The organism is Mesorhizobium sp. Root102 (genome assembly GCF_001425625.1).
Lineage (GTDB): Bacteria > Pseudomonadota > Alphaproteobacteria > Rhizobiales > Rhizobiaceae > Mesorhizobium.
The window spans coordinates 438,652-453,549 of record NZ_LMCP01000012.1 but is presented as its reverse complement, the minus strand read 5'-3'; the positions used below and the strand labels follow the sequence as shown (position 1 = coordinate 453,549).

General features: G+C 64.0%; 17 protein-coding genes. 5 read left to right on the top strand and 12 right to left on the bottom strand.

What is annotated here, in order from left to right; all coding sequences use genetic code 11:
* Positions 1 to 8 precede the first annotated feature (8 nt).
* A complete protein-coding gene (locus tag ASD12_RS13370) occupies positions 9 to 1,259 on the bottom strand; it encodes an FAD-binding oxidoreductase (RefSeq protein WP_162252248.1) in 1,251 nt (416 codons plus the stop codon).
* A 190-nt stretch (positions 1,260 to 1,449) separates the two neighbouring features.
* Positions 1,450 to 2,343, bottom strand: coding sequence for a dihydrodipicolinate synthase family protein (locus ASD12_RS13365; protein WP_056586856.1), 894 nt, complete (start codon positions 2,341 to 2,343; stop codon positions 1,450 to 1,452).
* 69 nt (positions 2,344 to 2,412) lie between these two features.
* Here ASD12_RS13365 and ASD12_RS13360 point away from each other — a divergent pair, with 69 nt between their 5' ends.
* A complete protein-coding gene (locus tag ASD12_RS13360; protein ID WP_056586287.1) occupies positions 2,413 to 3,105 on the top strand; it encodes a GntR family transcriptional regulator in 693 nt (230 codons plus the stop codon).
* A gap of 9 nt (positions 3,106 to 3,114) precedes the next feature.
* Here the strand turns inward: ASD12_RS13360 and ASD12_RS13355 are convergent, their stop codons facing one another.
* Entirely contained in the window at positions 3,115 to 3,303 is a 189-nt protein-coding gene (locus tag ASD12_RS13355; protein ID WP_244482836.1) for a hypothetical protein, read from the bottom strand.
* A gap of 251 nt (positions 3,304 to 3,554) precedes the next feature.
* The gene (locus ASD12_RS13350; RefSeq protein ID WP_056586283.1) at positions 3,555 to 3,875 is read right to left on the bottom strand and encodes a helix-turn-helix domain-containing protein; all 321 of its coding nucleotides are present in this window, start codon (positions 3,873 to 3,875) and stop codon (positions 3,555 to 3,557) included.
* Positions 3,876 to 4,020: 145 nt separating this feature from the next.
* On the opposite strand from ASD12_RS13350, the gene ASD12_RS13345 reads away from it, so the two are divergent.
* Together ASD12_RS13345 and ASD12_RS13340 are read left to right on the top strand one after the other, a co-directional pair.
* On the top strand, positions 4,021 to 4,350 hold the full coding sequence (locus ASD12_RS13345) for a nuclear transport factor 2 family protein (protein WP_056586854.1): 330 nt from the start codon (positions 4,021 to 4,023) through the stop codon (positions 4,348 to 4,350).
* Positions 4,347 to 5,150: an SDR family oxidoreductase gene (locus ASD12_RS13340; RefSeq protein WP_056586280.1), complete on the top strand. Its 804-nt coding sequence runs from the start codon at positions 4,347 to 4,349 to the stop codon at positions 5,148 to 5,150. Before ASD12_RS13345 ends, ASD12_RS13340 begins: the two co-directional genes overlap by 4 nt.
* 74 nt (positions 5,151 to 5,224) lie before the next feature.
* On the opposite strand, the gene ASD12_RS13335 is transcribed toward ASD12_RS13340, so the two are convergent.
* Positions 5,225 to 6,721: a CoA-acylating methylmalonate-semialdehyde dehydrogenase gene (locus ASD12_RS13335; protein ID WP_056586277.1), complete on the bottom strand. Its 1,497-nt coding sequence runs from the start codon at positions 6,719 to 6,721 to the stop codon at positions 5,225 to 5,227.
* Between the two features lie 214 nt (positions 6,722 to 6,935).
* Here ASD12_RS13335 and ASD12_RS13330 point away from each other — a divergent pair, with 214 nt between their 5' ends.
* Positions 6,936 to 7,817 (top strand): LysR family transcriptional regulator, encoded by an 882-nt coding sequence (locus ASD12_RS13330; RefSeq protein WP_056586274.1) that lies wholly within the window; start codon positions 6,936 to 6,938, stop codon positions 7,815 to 7,817.
* Positions 7,818 to 7,934: 117 nt separating this feature from the next.
* Here ASD12_RS13330 and ASD12_RS33085 read toward each other — a convergent pair whose 3' ends face one another.
* Entirely contained in the window at positions 7,935 to 8,495 is a 561-nt protein-coding gene (locus tag ASD12_RS33085) for a hypothetical protein (RefSeq protein ID WP_244482835.1), read from the bottom strand.
* A gap of 114 nt (positions 8,496 to 8,609) precedes the next feature.
* On the opposite strand from ASD12_RS33085, the gene ASD12_RS13320 reads away from it, so the two are divergent.
* Positions 8,610 to 9,158: a phosphatidylserine/phosphatidylglycerophosphate/cardiolipin synthase family protein gene (locus ASD12_RS13320; protein ID WP_244482834.1), complete on the top strand. Its 549-nt coding sequence runs from the start codon at positions 8,610 to 8,612 to the stop codon at positions 9,156 to 9,158.
* Here the strand turns inward: ASD12_RS13320 and ASD12_RS13315 are convergent.
* From ASD12_RS13315 to ASD12_RS13290, 6 genes are all read right to left on the bottom strand, one after another.
* Positions 9,146 to 10,402 (bottom strand): D-amino acid dehydrogenase, encoded by a 1,257-nt coding sequence (locus tag ASD12_RS13315; RefSeq protein WP_056586264.1) that lies wholly within the window; start codon positions 10,400 to 10,402, stop codon positions 9,146 to 9,148. The two genes, ASD12_RS13320 and ASD12_RS13315, sit on opposite strands and share 13 nt — an antisense overlap.
* Before the next feature lie 118 nt (positions 10,403 to 10,520).
* Positions 10,521 to 11,066, bottom strand: coding sequence for a hypothetical protein (locus tag ASD12_RS13310; protein ID WP_056586851.1), 546 nt, complete (start codon positions 11,064 to 11,066; stop codon positions 10,521 to 10,523).
* A gap of 14 nt (positions 11,067 to 11,080) precedes the next feature.
* Positions 11,081 to 11,503, bottom strand: coding sequence for a nucleoside diphosphate kinase regulator (gene rnk / locus ASD12_RS13305; RefSeq protein WP_056586261.1), 423 nt, complete (start codon positions 11,501 to 11,503; stop codon positions 11,081 to 11,083).
* Between the two features lie 274 nt (positions 11,504 to 11,777).
* Positions 11,778 to 12,917 (bottom strand): alanine racemase, encoded by a 1,140-nt coding sequence (alr, locus tag ASD12_RS13300; RefSeq protein WP_056586258.1) that lies wholly within the window; start codon positions 12,915 to 12,917, stop codon positions 11,778 to 11,780.
* 87 nt (positions 12,918 to 13,004) lie between these two features.
* On the bottom strand, positions 13,005 to 13,520 hold the full coding sequence (locus ASD12_RS13295; protein WP_056586254.1) for an RNA pyrophosphohydrolase: 516 nt from the start codon (positions 13,518 to 13,520) through the stop codon (positions 13,005 to 13,007).
* A 30-nt stretch (positions 13,521 to 13,550) separates the two neighbouring features.
* Complete coding sequence (locus ASD12_RS13290) at positions 13,551 to 14,732, bottom strand: divergent polysaccharide deacetylase family protein (protein ID WP_056586848.1); 1,182 nt, start codon at positions 14,730 to 14,732, stop codon at positions 13,551 to 13,553.
* Between the last annotated feature and the right edge of the window lie 166 nt (positions 14,733 to 14,898).

Genomic DNA, 14,898 nt, shown 5'->3' with positions numbered 1-14,898 from the left:
CTCGAAAATCAAAATCGTTGTGGACTGAAGGAAGCCAGATCGATGGGCGGAGTCTGCCCCAGGACAAGATCTCTGATCAACCGTCCGGTGGCCGCGGCCTGGGTCAGGCCGAGATGGCCGTGGCCGAACGCATAGATCACCGACCGCTTTCCTGGCGCGCCGCCGATGACGGGCACGGAATCCGGCAGCGACGGACGAAAACCCATCCATTCGCGCCCGCCCGTGGGATCGAGCCCCGGCAGGAATTTCTGCGCCTTCTGCAGCAGTGCTTTCGACCTGTTGTAATTGGGCGGCCGCTCGATGCCGCCGAGTTCAACGGCGCCGCCGACGCGCAGGCCCGTTTCGAGCGGCGTGATGACGAAGCCATGGCCGGAGAAGATCAGCATCCGCTTCACGTCGAAGGCGGTCGTTGGCAACGTCGTGTTGTAGCCGCGCTCGGTTTCCAGGGGAATGCGATCGCCGAGCTGCCTCGCCAGCAGATGCGACCAGGCGCCGGCGGCGACGACAAGATGTCGGGCCTGCCTTGTCGTGCCGTCCGCCAACGTCAGTGTCGCACCATCCTGATCCGCCGCGACTTGGCTGACCCGAGCCAGCTCAAAGCGGGCGCCTTTGGCCTGCGCATAGGCCCACACCGCCTTGCCGAGCAGTTTCGGGTCGGCGACCGTCTTCCATCCCGGCACGAACGTGCCCTTGATAAAGCGCGGCGAAAGCCCCGGCTGCAAACGCGCCAGCTCCTCGCCTTCGACATGACGAAAGCCGATGTCGAAACGCTCACGCGCCGCCCAGCCGGGCAGCCCGGCCTGAAACTCGGCCTCGCTCTCGTAAAGCTCGAGCGAGCCGTCCTCGCGCAGCATCGACCGCGTGCCGGAGCGATCGAGCAGGCCCATCCATTCCGCTTCGGCGAGCTTCATCATGCCGGCTTGAGCGGCAAGGCTCGCCTCGTATTTTCCCGGCGTACCGGCGCGCCAGAAGCGGATCAGCCAGGGCAAAAGCTTCGGCAGATAGGCGGGCGGGATGCTGAGCGGGCCGAGCGGATCGGCCAGCCATTTCGGCAGCTGCCGCATCATGCTCTTATGGGCCAGCGGCAGCACGTCGGAAAAGGCAAAGGCGGCGGCGTTGCCGGAGCTCGTCTCCTCGCAAATGCCAGTGCGATCGAAGATCGTGACCTTGCGCCCCGCCTCGGCCAGAGACGCGGCAGCGCAGATGCCGATGATGCCGCCACCGACGATGGCGATGTCGATTGCAGCATCGTTGCTCATGACCGCGCGCCGCGCTGCATGTCCCGACCTTCGCATCGATCCTTGCAGCCAGCCCCCTCATCCGACCCTTCGGGCCACCTTCTCCCCGGTTGGGAGAAGAGGCTGACGCCGGCGTTGGCGACCTCTTCTCCCCTCGGGGAGAAGGTGGCCGCGTAGCGGTCGGATGACGGGGACTGCGGCATTGCGACCCTTAGAACTGCGGCAGCTTCGGCCGCACGGCGAGCGCATCCTTGACGATCTTCTCGACTGCCTTGCGGCGCTCGCCCGTCAGCGGCTGGCGCGGCATGCGCACGCGGTCATTTGTGTTGATCGCGAACACTTCGGCAAGCTTGATGTTTTGTACCAGATAGGTCGAGACATCGAGATCGAGCAGCGGCCGGAACCAGCGGTAGATGGAGAGCGCCTCCTCGCGACGGCCCTGCTTCATCAGCTGGTAGATGGCGACGGTCTCGCGGGGGAACGCGGTGACCAGTCCGGCCACCCAGCCGATGGCGCCGACCGACAGCGCCTCGAAGGCCAGGTTGTCGACACCGGTGAACAGGTCGTAGCGGCTGCCCAGGCGATTGATGATCTCGGTCGAACGACGGATGTCGTCCGAGGATTCCTTGATCGCGACAAAGCGCTTGTCCGACGCCAGTTCCTCCATCTGGTCGACGGTGACGTCGACGCGGTAGGCGAGCCGGTTGGAGTAGATCATGACCGGCAGGTCGCCGGCCTGCGCGACGGCGCGCAGGGCCGCGACCGTCTCTTCCGCATTGGTGTGATAGATTGGGCTCGGCACCACCATCAGGCCGTTGGCACCTTCCTTGGCGGCGCGCTTCGCGATGCTGGCGGCCTCGCGGGTGCCGGCCTCGTTGACGGTCAGCAGCACCGGCTTCTTGCCTGCAACTTTCTGCGCGGTCTTCAGCACCTCGATCTTCTCGTCGGGCGACAGCATCGGCCCTTCGCCAAGCGACCCACAGACGATGATGCCGTCGCAGCCGGCCTCCATCTGCAGGTTAAAGCAGCGCTCCATCTCGGCATGATCGAGACGATCATCCGCGGTGAATTTGGTCGTGACGGCAGGAAAAACTCCGGTCCACATGATCATTGCTCCATCTGATATATCAGCCATATATCTGTTAAGAAACGGTCTGTCAATACGGATTCCGTTATGATATATTCAAGATATATCAGGAGAGCGCGTTTGATATCCGTGGAAGCAAGCATCCCAACCGAGCCGGCCGCGACCAGAGCCTACCATGTGCTCGAGCACATGATCGTCACGCTCGAACTGGCGCCGGCGAGCTTCGTCACCGAGGGCGCCCTGATCGACAGGCTCGGGCTTGGCAGGACGCCGGTGCGCGAAGCGATCCAGCGGCTGGCCTGGGAAGGGCTGCTCGACGTGCGGCCGCGCGCCGGCATCGCGATCGCTCCACTCCATCCCGGCGACTGGCTGCGCGTGCTCGATGCGCGCCGCGGCGTCGAGGTGGTCCTGGCCCGTTCGGCCGCCCGCTTCGTCACCCGCGAGGCCGCCGACCTGTTTCACGAAGCAGCGCTCGCCATGCAGAAGGCGGTCATCTCGGGCAACGTGCTTGCCTTCATCCAGGCCGACAAGGCACTCGACGAAGCACTGGCGCTGGCCGCTGACAATCCGTTCGCCGCCCGTTTGGCCGCCCCCTTGCAGACCCACAGCCGCCGTTTCTGGTTCCGCTACAAGGCCGACACTGGTCTTGCCGAATCCGCCGAGCACCATGTCGCGCTGATCCGCTCGATCCTCGACGGCGACGAGGAGGCCGCGGCCAAGGACGCCAAGCGCCTGATGGCGCTGCTGCGCGGCCACGCCGAGGTGGCCGCAACGCGCTGATCAAACGGTTCAGATCCCTTGCGCCGTGACGGTGACGGTATTCTCCCATCCGTCACCGGTCGCGAAGATGCAGCTTCGGCCCTGCACGTCGGTCGCCAGCATGGTCCATGTCCCGCTTGCCGAAACATAGACCTCGGCAATGGCGGCTTGCCCGACCACACCGTGGCCGATCTGCTTGTGTTGAAAGGCCTGCGCCAATCCCGCGACAAGATACTATGGCCCCCGCAGATGAATAGCGCCCGCGCGGATAGAGTCGACAGCGCCAGTGTGGCGCCGATCACGGCTCCTGATCCATCGAAACGAAAATTTGTGTGCCATCTGGCACCCCTTTCGCCTTGACGTTCCGGCAAAGGGGGCACATGGGCAGCCTTAATATGCCGGGACGTTCCAGGTGAGGTCTCGATGCGAAAACAAGCATCCTTGCCGCGCGTTGCGAGGCGCAATCCGCGTCAGGCTTCCGGCTCGCGAAGTGCTGCCCATTTCAGCAGTGCGTCGAGAGCCGGACATAGCGCCTGCCCCCAGTCGGTCAGGCAATATTCGACCTTCGGTGGCACCTGATGATGGACGATGCGGCGGACAATTCCGTCGGCCTCCATCTGCCGCAGCTGCTGGATCAGCATCTTCTGCGAGATCGCCGAGATCGCCCGTTCGAGATCGGAAAAGCGCAGCACCTTGCCGCCGAACAGGTGAAACAGGATCACCAGCTTCCAGCGGCCTTCGAGGATGCGCAGCACATTCTCGACGCCGCTCGCCGCCGACAACGGCGTCAACGCTTCGCCCTTGCTTTCAGACCCAACCTTACTTTCAGGTAAGTACCTTACTTTTACGTCGGTTCTTGTCATTTTTTCAGTTTATCTCATTTTAGGAGCCGAACAAGGCCGCAGACCTTCCAGAACTGGGACCGGAGATGAAATGATGACCGCAAAACTTCCTCAGCCGCTGACCGACTATTTCGCCGCCAAGAACAGGCATGACATCGACGCCATGCTCGTCTCTTTCTCATCGGACGCCAGGGTCAGGGACGAAGGCGAAACCCATCGGGGTCCGGCCGCCATCCGCAGCTGGATGGAAGCAACGACAAGCAAATACCGGGTGACCGTCGAGGTCGTCGACGCGACAGTCAATGGTGATGCATGGCGGATCGCCGGCATCGTCTCAGGCAATTTCCCCGGCAGCCCGGCGACGCTCCATTACAATTTCACCCTGGCCGATGACCGGATCACACGGCTGGAGATCGGCGCATGACCATCGCGCAGAAATTCACCGTCGACGATCGGGAATTTGCCGGCAAGCGCATTCTGGTCACCGGCGGCACCAAGGGTGCCGGCGAGGCCATCGTTGCCAGGCTTTCGGCGGCGGGCGCGGCCGTCCTTACCACTGCCCGCTCGGCGCTTCCCGATGCGCTATCGCCAAAGCTGTTTGTGCAGGCCGATGTGAGCACTTTGGCAGGTACCGAAACAGTGGCCGCAGAGGTCATGGAGCGGCTTGGTGGCGTCGACATCATCGTGCACAGCGTCGGCGGGTCGAAGAGCCCCGGTGGCGGATTTGCCGGACTGACCGATCAGCTCTGGCAGGACGAACTCAGCCTCAACCTGCTGGCGGCGGTGCGGCTCGACCGCCTGCTTGTCCCGCACATGATCGAGCAAGGCTCAGGCGCGATCGTCCACATATCGTCGATCCAGCGCCGTCTGCCGCTGCACGAATCCACCATCGCCTATGCGGCGGCGAAGGCAGCCCTTTCCACCTACAGCAAGGCGCTGTCCAAGGACCTCGGCCCAAAGGGTATCCGCGTCAACACCGTGGCGCCGGGCTGGATCCACACCTCCGCTTCGGAAGCCATGGTGAAGCGGCTGGCCGCCCATTCCGGTTCGGATGAGGAAACCGCGCGCCAAGGCATCATGGATGCGCTGGGCGGCATCCCGATCGGCCGGCCGGCATGGCCGCACGAGGTCGCCGAGCTGGTGGCATTCCTTGTTTCGGACCGCGCCTCGGCAATCCACGGCGCCGAATACGTCATCGATGGCGGCACGATCCCAATCGTGTGAGGAAGATGGCGGGCACTCAGAAACGAAAAAGGCGGGATGAACCCGCCTTTCCGCTATTCGAATGTTTTTCGGGCTCAGTTCATCGTCGGGATGACGAATTCCGCACCGTCCTTGATACCGGACGGCCAGCGTGAGGTCACCGTCTTGGTCTTGGTGTAGAAGCGGAAGGCGTCCGGACCGTGCTGGTTGAGGTCGCCGAAGGAGGACGCCTTCCAGCCGCCGAAGGTGTAATAGGCGATCGGCACCGGGATCGGCACGTTGATGCCGACCATGCCGACCTGAACCCGCGAGGCGAAGTCGCGCGCGGCATCGCCGTCACGGGTGAAGATGGCGACACCATTGCCCATCTCGTGGTCGTTGGCGAGCTTGATCGCGCTCTCATAGGTCGGCGCGCGCACCACCGAGAGCACCGGCCCAAAGATCTCTTCCTTGTAGATGCGCATGTCAGCGGTGACGTTGTCGAACAGGCAGCCGCCCATATAGTAGCCGTCTTCATAGCCCTGCATGGAGAAGCCGCGGCCGTCGACCACCAGCTTGGCGCCTTCCTTGACGCCGGTGTCGACATAGCCCTTGACCCGCTCCAGGGCCTGCGCAGTGACCAGAGGGCCGAAATCGGCGGAAGAGTCGGTCGAAGGACCGACCTTCAGGCCTTCGACGCGCGGGATCAGCTTTTCCATCAGCCGGTTGGCGGTGTCGTTGCCGACCGGGACCGCCACCGAGATCGCCATGCAGCGTTCGCCGGCCGAGCCGTAGCCGGCGCCGATCAGCGCGTCGACGGTCTGGTCCATGTCGGCATCGGGCATGATGATCATGTGGTTCTTGGCGCCGCCGAAGCACTGCACGCGCTTGCCGGCGGCGGTGCCGCGCGAATAGATGTAATGGGCGATCGGCGTCGAGCCGACAAAGCCGATGGCCTTGATATCGGGATCGTCGAGGATGGCGTCGACCACGTCCTTGTCGCCGTTGACGACGTTGAGGATACCTGCCGGCAGGCCGGCCTCGAGGAACAGTTCGGCGATGCGCATCGGCACGCCGGGGTCGCGCTCCGACGGCTTCAGGATGTAGGCATTGCCGCAAGCGATGGCAGGCGCGATCTTCCACAGCGGGATCATCGCCGGGAAGTTGAACGGCGTGATGCCGGCAACGACGCCGAGCGGCTGACGCATCGAATAGACGTCGATGCCGGGGCCGGCGCCGTCGGTGAATTCACCCTTCATCATATGCGGCGCGCCGATGCAGACTTCGACAACTTCGAGGCCGCGCTGGATGTCGCCCTTGGCGTCTGAGATCGTCTTGCCGTGCTCACGCGCCAGGATGTCGGCCAGTTCGTCATAGTCACGGGCGACCAGTTCGAGGAATTTCATCAGCACGCGCACGCGGCGCTGCGGGTTCGTTGCCGCCCATTTGGGCTGTGCTGCCTTGGCATTCTCGACAGCCGCGCGCAGTTCCGCCTGCGAAGCCAGTGCCACCGTGCCGCGCACGGAGCCGTCCATCGGCTGCATGACATCCTGCTTGCGGCCGCTGGTCCCGGCGACATGCTTGCCGCCGATGAAATGACCGTAGTCGATCATGATTTCTCTCCCTTTGTTTGTGATGCCGTATTGTCCGCCTTTGCCCGGCGGATGGCAACGCGACGGAGAACGTAACCGTTGTGCGGAAAATAGATAACGATTGACGGATGAGCATCAATTCCCGCAAATGACGGGATGCAATTGCTGCCACGGATTGAGAGATTGAGTTCCTTCACAGAACGCAGCGTCGGCGATTGTCATCCGGACCATTCCCATGAACTGGGATGACGTCCGCATCTTCCTTGCCGTGGCGCGCGCGGGCCAGATTCTTGGCGCGGCCAAACGGCTGGAACTCAACCACGCCACCGTCTCGCGCCGCATCGCCGCGCTCGAGGACGCGCTGCGGACAACGCTGTTTCGCCGACTGACCACCGGCAGCGAGCTGACGCCGGCCGGCGAGCGCTTTCTCGACATTGCCGAGCGGATGGAGGGCGACATGATCGCCGCGCGCTCGACCGTTGCCGGCGAAGGCGACGATGTCTCCGGCACGGTGCGTATCGGCGCGCCGGACGGTTTTGGCGTTGCCTTCCTGGCCAAGCGCCTCGGCGCATTGACCGCCCTGCACCGCGAACTGACGATCCAGTTAGTGCCGGTACCGCGCTCCTTCTCCCTGTCGCGCCGCGAGGCCGACATTGCCATCACTGTCGAGCGGCCGACGGAGGGCCGGCTGGTGGCGGGTAAGCTGGTCGACTACTCGCTCGGGCTGTTTGCCTCGCGCGCCTATGCCGAGGCGCATGGCTTGCCCCAAACCGCCGCCGGGCTTGGCCAGCACACACTGATCGGTTACGTGCCGGACCTCATCGTCAGCCCCTCACTCGACTACGCGGCCGAATTCAGCGCGGACTGGCGCACCAACTTCGCCATCTCCTCTGCGCTCGGCCAGGCCGAAGCGGTGCGTTCGGGCGCCGGCATTGGCATCCTGCACGCCTTCGTCGCCCGCTCGATGCCGGAGCTGATCCCCGTCGACATCGTGGCACCGATCCGCCGCGCCTACTGGCTGGTCTATCATGAATCGGTCAGACCCCTGCGCCGCGTCCAAATCGTCGCCAGCTTCATCATCAAGGCGGTGGAGCGGGAGCGGGGCCTGTTCACCTGATTTCGTAAAGCAAATCCGCCATTTAAGGCGGGTCGAGCACAAACGAATTCACCACACGCTCAACCTTGTCTGCCAATGGCGCCCATCTCTGCGCCACCTCTTCGGCGCTTCCGGCTATCAACGAGCAATTGACGTAACCGTAGCGAGCGCCCCGAATTGAAAACGCAATCCTGGAATGGCCGTGCAGGCTGACAGTCTCATAGCTAACCGTGTAGTCCAAATCGGCAACGCGCACAGGGTAGCCGTCCGGAAACCTTGCAGCCTGTCATTGCTGAAATCGGCAGTGCTGAACGATTTGCCCATCATCGTCTTCCAGGTGTCCATCGACCAGCCCTCGATGAACTTACGCGGATCGGATGGCGAACCCGGTGCGAACGGGTTGTAAAGCGAGCTAGATACCATGCAGGTAAGGCCCTGATTGTCGGGTTTTATGGTCAGCCGCAGCGCTTCGTCGGAAGACCGCTCGTTGAACCAACCCTCGGGAAAAGTCAGCGAAAACCCGATATCCTGATCATGGATCGTTTTGTCGGCGGCGTTGGCCACCGAGGCGGCGGACACCAATCCAACAATCGCGAGGAGAAGGCAGATGCGCATCGCTGGTACTCGCAAATGCCCGGCGAGGGTGGCGCCTTCCAGGCAGGTTGTGCCGACACGACAATAGCTCAGGCGGATCAGCAACGCCGCCTTTCCTTGCCACAGAACCGGCCAACGTGTCATCAGGCATGCTGCGCCGGCCTGAGCGGGGTCGCCGACGGCGCCCGCCCCTCAGGCACGGCGCGGCACTTCATTTCGGTGCCCTACGACCATGGCCATGCGCTGGAAGATTATTTCGTTGAGCTGGTCGACGCCGCCCACCATATCCACATCGTCAATCCCTACCTCAACCTGACGCCCAAGCTTGCCCAGGCTGTCGACCGGGCGCTCACCCGCGGCATCAGGATCGACATTGTCGGCCGCATCGATCTCAAGGGCGATATCGGCGGCAGGTTCCTCACGGCGCTCAACAAGCTGTTCGTCGAAAAATATGGCGACCGCATCACCATCCGCGAGTTCAAGGCGCCGGATGTCGTGCTGCATTCCAAGATCATGATGATCGACGAAAGGCTGGTGGCCATCTCGTCGGTCAATCTCAACAACCGCAGCTTCTTCCACGATTCGGAGAACGGCATGATGGTGCTGGACCCGGCCTTCTACGCCAGAATGAAGCCGATCTATGACGACTATGTCGCCCACTCGAACCCGGTCGCCGCCAATGTGACGATCCCGTGGCCTATCGGCTGCTGTTCGACGAGGATTGGGTCAGGCAAGCGTTCTGACCAACGCACGCCCTATCGCAGATAGCGCTCCTGCGCGAGGTCGCGGACATCGATGTCCGGCACCCGGCTGGAGATGATGTCGGCCAGCACCTTGCCCGAGCCGCAAGCCATGGTCCAGCCGAGCGTGCCGTGGCCGGTGTTGAGATAGAGATTGGAAAGCTCGGTGCGGCCGATCAGCGGCGGACCATCCGGCGTCATCGGCCGCAGCCCGCACCAGAACGTCGCGTCCCGCATCGCGCCGGCGCCCGGAAAAAGATCGCCGACCGAGTGTTCCAGCGTGCGGCGCCGCGATTCATGCAGCCGCAGGTCGAAGCCGGAAATCTCTGCCGTGCCGCCAACCCGGATGCGGTTCCCGAGCCGGGTGATCGCCACCTTGTAGGTCTCGTCCATCACCGTCGACACGGGTGCCGCGGCGGCGTCCTTGATCGGCACGGTGATCGAATAGCCCTTGACCGGATAGACCGGGATCGGCCGTTTCACCCGTCGCATGAACCCTGCCGAATAACTCCCCAGCGCCATCACATAGGCGTCGGCGGCTTTCCAACCCTTGCTGGTGCTCAGATTGGTAATGCGGTTGCGGCTGCGGATGATACGCCAGATCGTCACGTCGTATTCGAACTTGACGCCGCGCGCCACACAGAGTTCGGCCAGCCTGTCGGTGAACATCTTGCAGTCGCCGGTCTCGTCGTGCGGCAGCCTAAGGCCGCCGACGAACTTTTCGCGCACCCCGGCCAGGCCCGGCTCCGCCGCGATGCAGCCGTCCTGATCGAGGATCTCGTAAGGCACACCATACTTCTTCAGCACCTCGACATCGCCACCGGTGCCGTCGAGCTGCTTTTGCGTGCGGAACAGTTGCAGTGTGCCCTGCGTCCGCTCGTCATAGGCGATGCCGGTCGCCTCGCGCAGCGCCTTCAGCCTGTCACGGCTGTATTCTGCCAGCGGCACCATGCGCGCCTTGTTGATGGCGTAGCGCTCGGCCGTGCAGTTGCGCAGCATCTTGATGAGCCATGTCCACATATGCGGATCGAAGGCCGGCCGCACCACAAGCGGGCCATGCTTCATCAGCAGCCATTTGATCGCCTTCAGTGGAATGCCGGGCCCGGCCCATGGCGAGGCGTAGCCGGGCGATATCTCGCCGGCATTGGCGAAGCTGGTTTCCAGCGCCGGGCCTTTCTGGCGGTCGAGAACCGTCACCTCGTGGCCGGCCTCGGCAAGAAAGTACGCCGTGGTCACCCCGATGACGCCACCGCCCAGCACCATGATCTTCATCGTTCACTCCTTGCCGCCGCGCGTCCTTCAGGACGCCTTGGCCGCGACCGCATTTCCGATTTGCGCATGATCCTCGGCGAAAATCGATGCCGATTTCGAGATCATGCACTGTTGCCGTTTACGCCGCCGTGGGACCGGGGTCGTCATCCCCCTCTGTCTGCCGCATTCCGGCGCTCTCGCCAAGAGGCCGCCAATCGGCCGCGGCGCTGTAGACGAGGGCGAGCCCATGCGGTCGTCGTCCCTCGGCCTGGGATTTCTCCCTGATGGCCCGCTGCGCGGCCTCCGGCTGGTAGAGCACGGCCGCGATCAGGATCGACTCCCGTCTGCCGTCGGCCTGTTCGATCAATGCCGTCTGGCCCTCGGCCATGCCGAGCATGCAGAGCCCCCGCCGCGTTACGATCGACAGGCTGGAGCCGACCGGTCCGCGCACCTCGTTCTGCACCAGGGTTCGGGTCTCGGCAGCGCCGGCATCGATACGAAACACCACTCTGCTGTTTAGCGTCACGATATCGGCTTCGACCGAATCGATCGAAACGACTTCGGCTTTGGAGAGCTTGTCTGCAAGCATAGGAACGATCGGATCCGCGAAAGCCCGCCGACGCTCCAGCATCATCTCGAGGACGGCGAAGTCCTTCGTCGTCAGCCAGCAATTCGTGCCTGTCATCACCGCCTCCATGATCAGGACCGCTCCCGGCCATAGGCGAGCGTGCCGACGGCCTCAACGATCAACGACAGTTCCCGGCCGCCACGACTGCTCCAGCGCACTGTCTCCCCGACCGATGCACCGATAAGCGCCGTCCCCATCGGCGTCAGCACCGAGATCCTGTTTTCGCTGATGTCGGCAGCGCCAGGATAGACCAAGGTGATGCGCTGGGTATCCCCGCCATCGTTGCGGATTGTCACGGTGGAACCCATCCGCACCACGTTGGCCGGCATGGAAGCCGCCGCCGTGACGACGGCCCGGTCCATCTCCGAAAGCAGCTCTTCGGCCGTCTCGGGCACGCGGTCGAGCGACGCCCGCGCCAGGCCCGTCAGCCTGTCATGGTCGGCATCGCTGACCAAAAGCCGGCTCGGTGGACGCAATCCCGTTGCATGTTGCATGGCAAACCTCATGAATTGGCACATCGAACAGATGCGCGCCTGTCGCCGTACTGACGGCGGCTTGATGAAGCCGGCAGCCACGAGGGGCTGTCTGGCTTGAGAATGATGATGTCAGGTAGAAATGCCCCGGTTCGGACGGGCGCCAAAAGGCGACCGCGCCGGGGCTACGATCCCGCGATCGGGCAGACCCTGAACAAGGTTCTGATATGGGCGAGGTTGCTCATGCCCGAAGCCTTGCCGACAGGCGTCCGCTTGTCAAGCGCGGCCAAACCGCTCAACCGCCGACATACCGCCGATGGAAGCGCGGGCCGAGGCTGGTCAGGATCTCGTAGCCGATGGTGCCGGCATGGCCGGCAGCGTCATCGACGCTTTGTGAGGGACCGAGCAGTTCGACGAGATCACCCTCGCGGAGCTTGCCGGGCGGCAAGGCGGAGATGTCGAGAATGATCGAATCCATCGACACCCGCCCGAGGAAGGGCAGGCGCGCGCCCTCGAACCAGGCCGCGGACGCCGCGCGTCGATGCCAGCCATCGGCATAGCCCAGCGAGATCGTCGCGGCAGCGAGCGGAGCCGTCGTGTGGAATGTGTGGCCGTAGCCGACACCGGCGCCGGCCTCCAGCATGCGTGTCTGAACGACCTTGGCCTCCAGCCGTACCACCGGCAGCATCGGGTTCGGCCTGGCCGGTGTCGGATTGATGCCGTAGAGGGCGGCGCCGGGGCGGGCGAGATCGTAGTGGAAGCGTGCCCCAAGAAAGATGCCGGACGAATTGGTGAGCGAGGCCGGCGCCTCCAGCAACATCTCGCGCAGCCGCTCGAATGCCAGCTGCTGCCGCTCATTGGCCGGATGCTCCGGCTCGTCGGCGCAGGCCAGATGGCTCATCACCAAGCGTATGTCGATGCCGTCGAAGGCATGCGGATCAACGGCAATGCGCTCTACATCCCCGGGCGCCATGCCGAGCCGCGACATACCGCTGTCGACCTGGATCGCAGCCGGCAGTTTTCGGCCGGCGCACCGGGCCGCCTCACGCCAGGCCGCCAATTGCCCCACGCTGTTGATGACGGCGCAAAGGTCTGCCGCCACGGCGTCCGGCTCGGCGCCAGGTGGAATGCCGTTTAACACGAAAATGGCAGGGCCCGGCCCGATCGAGCGGCGCAAGGCGACGCCTTCGCCCAGAAGCGCAACGAAGAAGGTATCGCAACCTTCGCGCAGCAGCGCCGCCGCGACCTGGCCGGCGCCAACGCCGTAGCCGTCCGCCTTGAGCACACCAGCGCAGCGAACATTGCCCAACCGCGCTTTCAGCCGCCGGTAGTTTTCACGGATCGCACCGAGATCGACGGTGAGGATAGCACCAGCCGCCACTTCACTTGTGGCGGTGACCTCTTCGGGCAGCGACCTTTTGGGGGCGTCGTTCATGGCGACCCTTCTTGTGGCGGATGAACTGGTCAGTAGTCAGTAGAAATTGGCACAGATCGCATCGGAACATTCACTCCCTACTCCCGCTTATTGCACCAGATGCCGGAACGCCGCCACCACGTCCTCATAGACATGGCGCTTGAACGGCACGATCAGGTCGGGCAGATCCTGCATCGGCCGCCATGCCCATTCGTCGAACTCGGCGGTGTGGCCGCCCGGCGGCGGGTTGATCTGGATCTCGCTGACATCGCCGTGGAAGCGAAAGGCGAACCATTTCTGCGTCTGGCCGCGATACCGCCCCTTGAAGGCAATGCCGACGAGGTGGTCCGGCAAATCATAGTTGATCCAGTTGGGCGCCTCGGCCAGCAGCGAGACGCCGCGCATGCCGGTCTCTTCATAGAGCTCGCGCTCGGCCGCCTGCAACGGCTCCTCGCCCTTGTCGATGCCGCCCTGCGGCATCTGCCAAAGCTGCGTCGTGCCGGCAAATTCGCTGTCCGGTTCGGCAATGCGATGACCGACCCAGACCAGGCCTTCGGCATTGAGGATCACCAGCCCTACACAGGGCCGATAGGGCAGCGCCTCGCGATCAGTCTTTTTTGGCATCAGTCTGTCTTCCCAGCCGTTTTCCGATGGCTAGCCTTTTTGCGGATCGATGGCCACCGCCGAAATCGGCACGATCTCGATGCCGCGCTTCTTGGCCTCGGCCACCCAGGACGCCACCGTGTCGACCGTCAGGTCGAAGGCCGAGCCAATGCCGACGGCAGTGCCTTTGGCCCGCGCGGTCGCTTCGAGACTGTCCAGTTTCTTCAGGATTTCGCCGCGATCCTGCACGGCGTCGATCGCCGTGTCGCCGGAGACGAAGGGCACGCCATCCTTCAGCGCCAGGTCCGGCGCCAGGCTGCGCGCCGACGAGCCGTCATCGATATAAGCGAGGCCGCGTTTGCCGAGCTCGGCCATGAACGGTTCCATCGCCGCCGCGTCGGCGGAAAAGCGGGCGCCCATGTAGTTCATGACGCCGGTATAATTCGTCGTCCGCGACAGCGCCCAGTGCAGGTTCTTCAGGTTCTCGTCCGCGCTCGCCGCCACCGTCAACGTGTTGCGGCCAGGGTTGACTTTCGGGTAGTCGAACGGCTCGAGCGGCACCTGCATGACGATCTCATGCCCGCTTTGCCTGGCTGCCTGCATCCAGCGGCCAATGCTGTTGCCTTGCGGCGCGAAGGCCAGCGTCACTTCCGCCGGCAGCTTGGCGATGGCCGCCTGTGTGCCTGTCTGCGAAACCGAAAGCCCGCCGATGACGATCGCCACACGCGCGCCGCGCCCGCCCGACCAGGGCCGCGCGTAAACGTCGAACGGCCGCCTTCCATCCGCGGCGCGCACGGGCAATGGCCCGGTTTCACTGGCTTCGATCAGCGCCTTGTCGGGAATATGCGCGATCTTCAGGTTCTGGCCGATGGTCGAGGGGTCGCGAATGACGATCGCTGCCCTGGGCGGGCCATCGCCCTCTTCCGTCTGCACATGGATGATCTGCGGCCCACCTGTTTTGGCCGGTGCTTCCGGCTTTGGCGCCGCCACCGGGCCCAAAGCCGGCGGCGCGGCGGCAGTCTCGGCTGCCGCTGTCACTTTCGGTGTTGAAATGGCAACCTCTTGCGGCTTTCGAAACGGCCTTTCCCTGAGCGCGATCGCGCCGGAGACGCCGACCACCGCCAGCACAACCACGGTCGCCATGATCGCACCGCCGCTGACCTTGCCGCCGGCGCGCGGCGACCGGACAGCCTGTCCGAGCGGGCGTTCGATGTCCTTGCCGATATCAGCCAAGCCTAATCCCCGGCGCATGGGTCCGAAGCCGAAACCGCTTCGAAAGACCTGCGCGAATTCATCGATCCTGGCGCACCCCTGGCGCCCTGTTTTGAGGGCTTCGCCTTGCCCCCGAATCAAACTGCCGGAACCTTTCGGTCCCGGCAGCATCGCATTGCTTCCATCA

What these genes read in the sequence shown, in the direction of transcription:
- ASD12_RS13370 (WP_162252248.1), bottom strand. Translation starts at nt 1,259, where the DNA reads ATGAGCAACGATGCTGCAATCGACATCGCCATCGTCGGTGGCGGCATC.
- ASD12_RS13365 (WP_056586856.1), bottom strand. Translation starts at nt 2,343, where the DNA reads ATGTGGACCGGAGTTTTTCCTGCCGTCACGACCAAATTCACCGCGGAT.
- ASD12_RS13360 (WP_056586287.1), top strand. Translation starts at nt 2,413, where the DNA reads ATGATATATTCAAGATATATCAGGAGAGCGCGTTTGATATCCGTGGAA.
- ASD12_RS13345 (WP_056586854.1), top strand. Translation starts at nt 4,021, where the DNA reads ATGACCGCAAAACTTCCTCAGCCGCTGACCGACTATTTCGCCGCCAAG.
- ASD12_RS13340 (WP_056586280.1), top strand. Translation starts at nt 4,347, where the DNA reads ATGACCATCGCGCAGAAATTCACCGTCGACGATCGGGAATTTGCCGGC.
- ASD12_RS13335 (WP_056586277.1), bottom strand. Translation starts at nt 6,721, where the DNA reads ATGATCGACTACGGTCATTTCATCGGCGGCAAGCATGTCGCCGGGACC.
- ASD12_RS13330 (WP_056586274.1), top strand. Translation starts at nt 6,936, where the DNA reads ATGAACTGGGATGACGTCCGCATCTTCCTTGCCGTGGCGCGCGCGGGC.
- ASD12_RS13315 (WP_056586264.1), bottom strand. Translation starts at nt 10,402, where the DNA reads ATGAAGATCATGGTGCTGGGCGGTGGCGTCATCGGGGTGACCACGGCG.
- ASD12_RS13310 (WP_056586851.1), bottom strand. Translation starts at nt 11,066, where the DNA reads ATGACAGGCACGAATTGCTGGCTGACGACGAAGGACTTCGCCGTCCTC.
- rnk (WP_056586261.1), bottom strand. Translation starts at nt 11,503, where the DNA reads ATGCAACATGCAACGGGATTGCGTCCACCGAGCCGGCTTTTGGTCAGC.
- alr (WP_056586258.1), bottom strand. Translation starts at nt 12,917, where the DNA reads ATGAACGACGCCCCCAAAAGGTCGCTGCCCGAAGAGGTCACCGCCACA.
- ASD12_RS13295 (WP_056586254.1), bottom strand. Translation starts at nt 13,520, where the DNA reads ATGCCAAAAAAGACTGATCGCGAGGCGCTGCCCTATCGGCCCTGTGTA.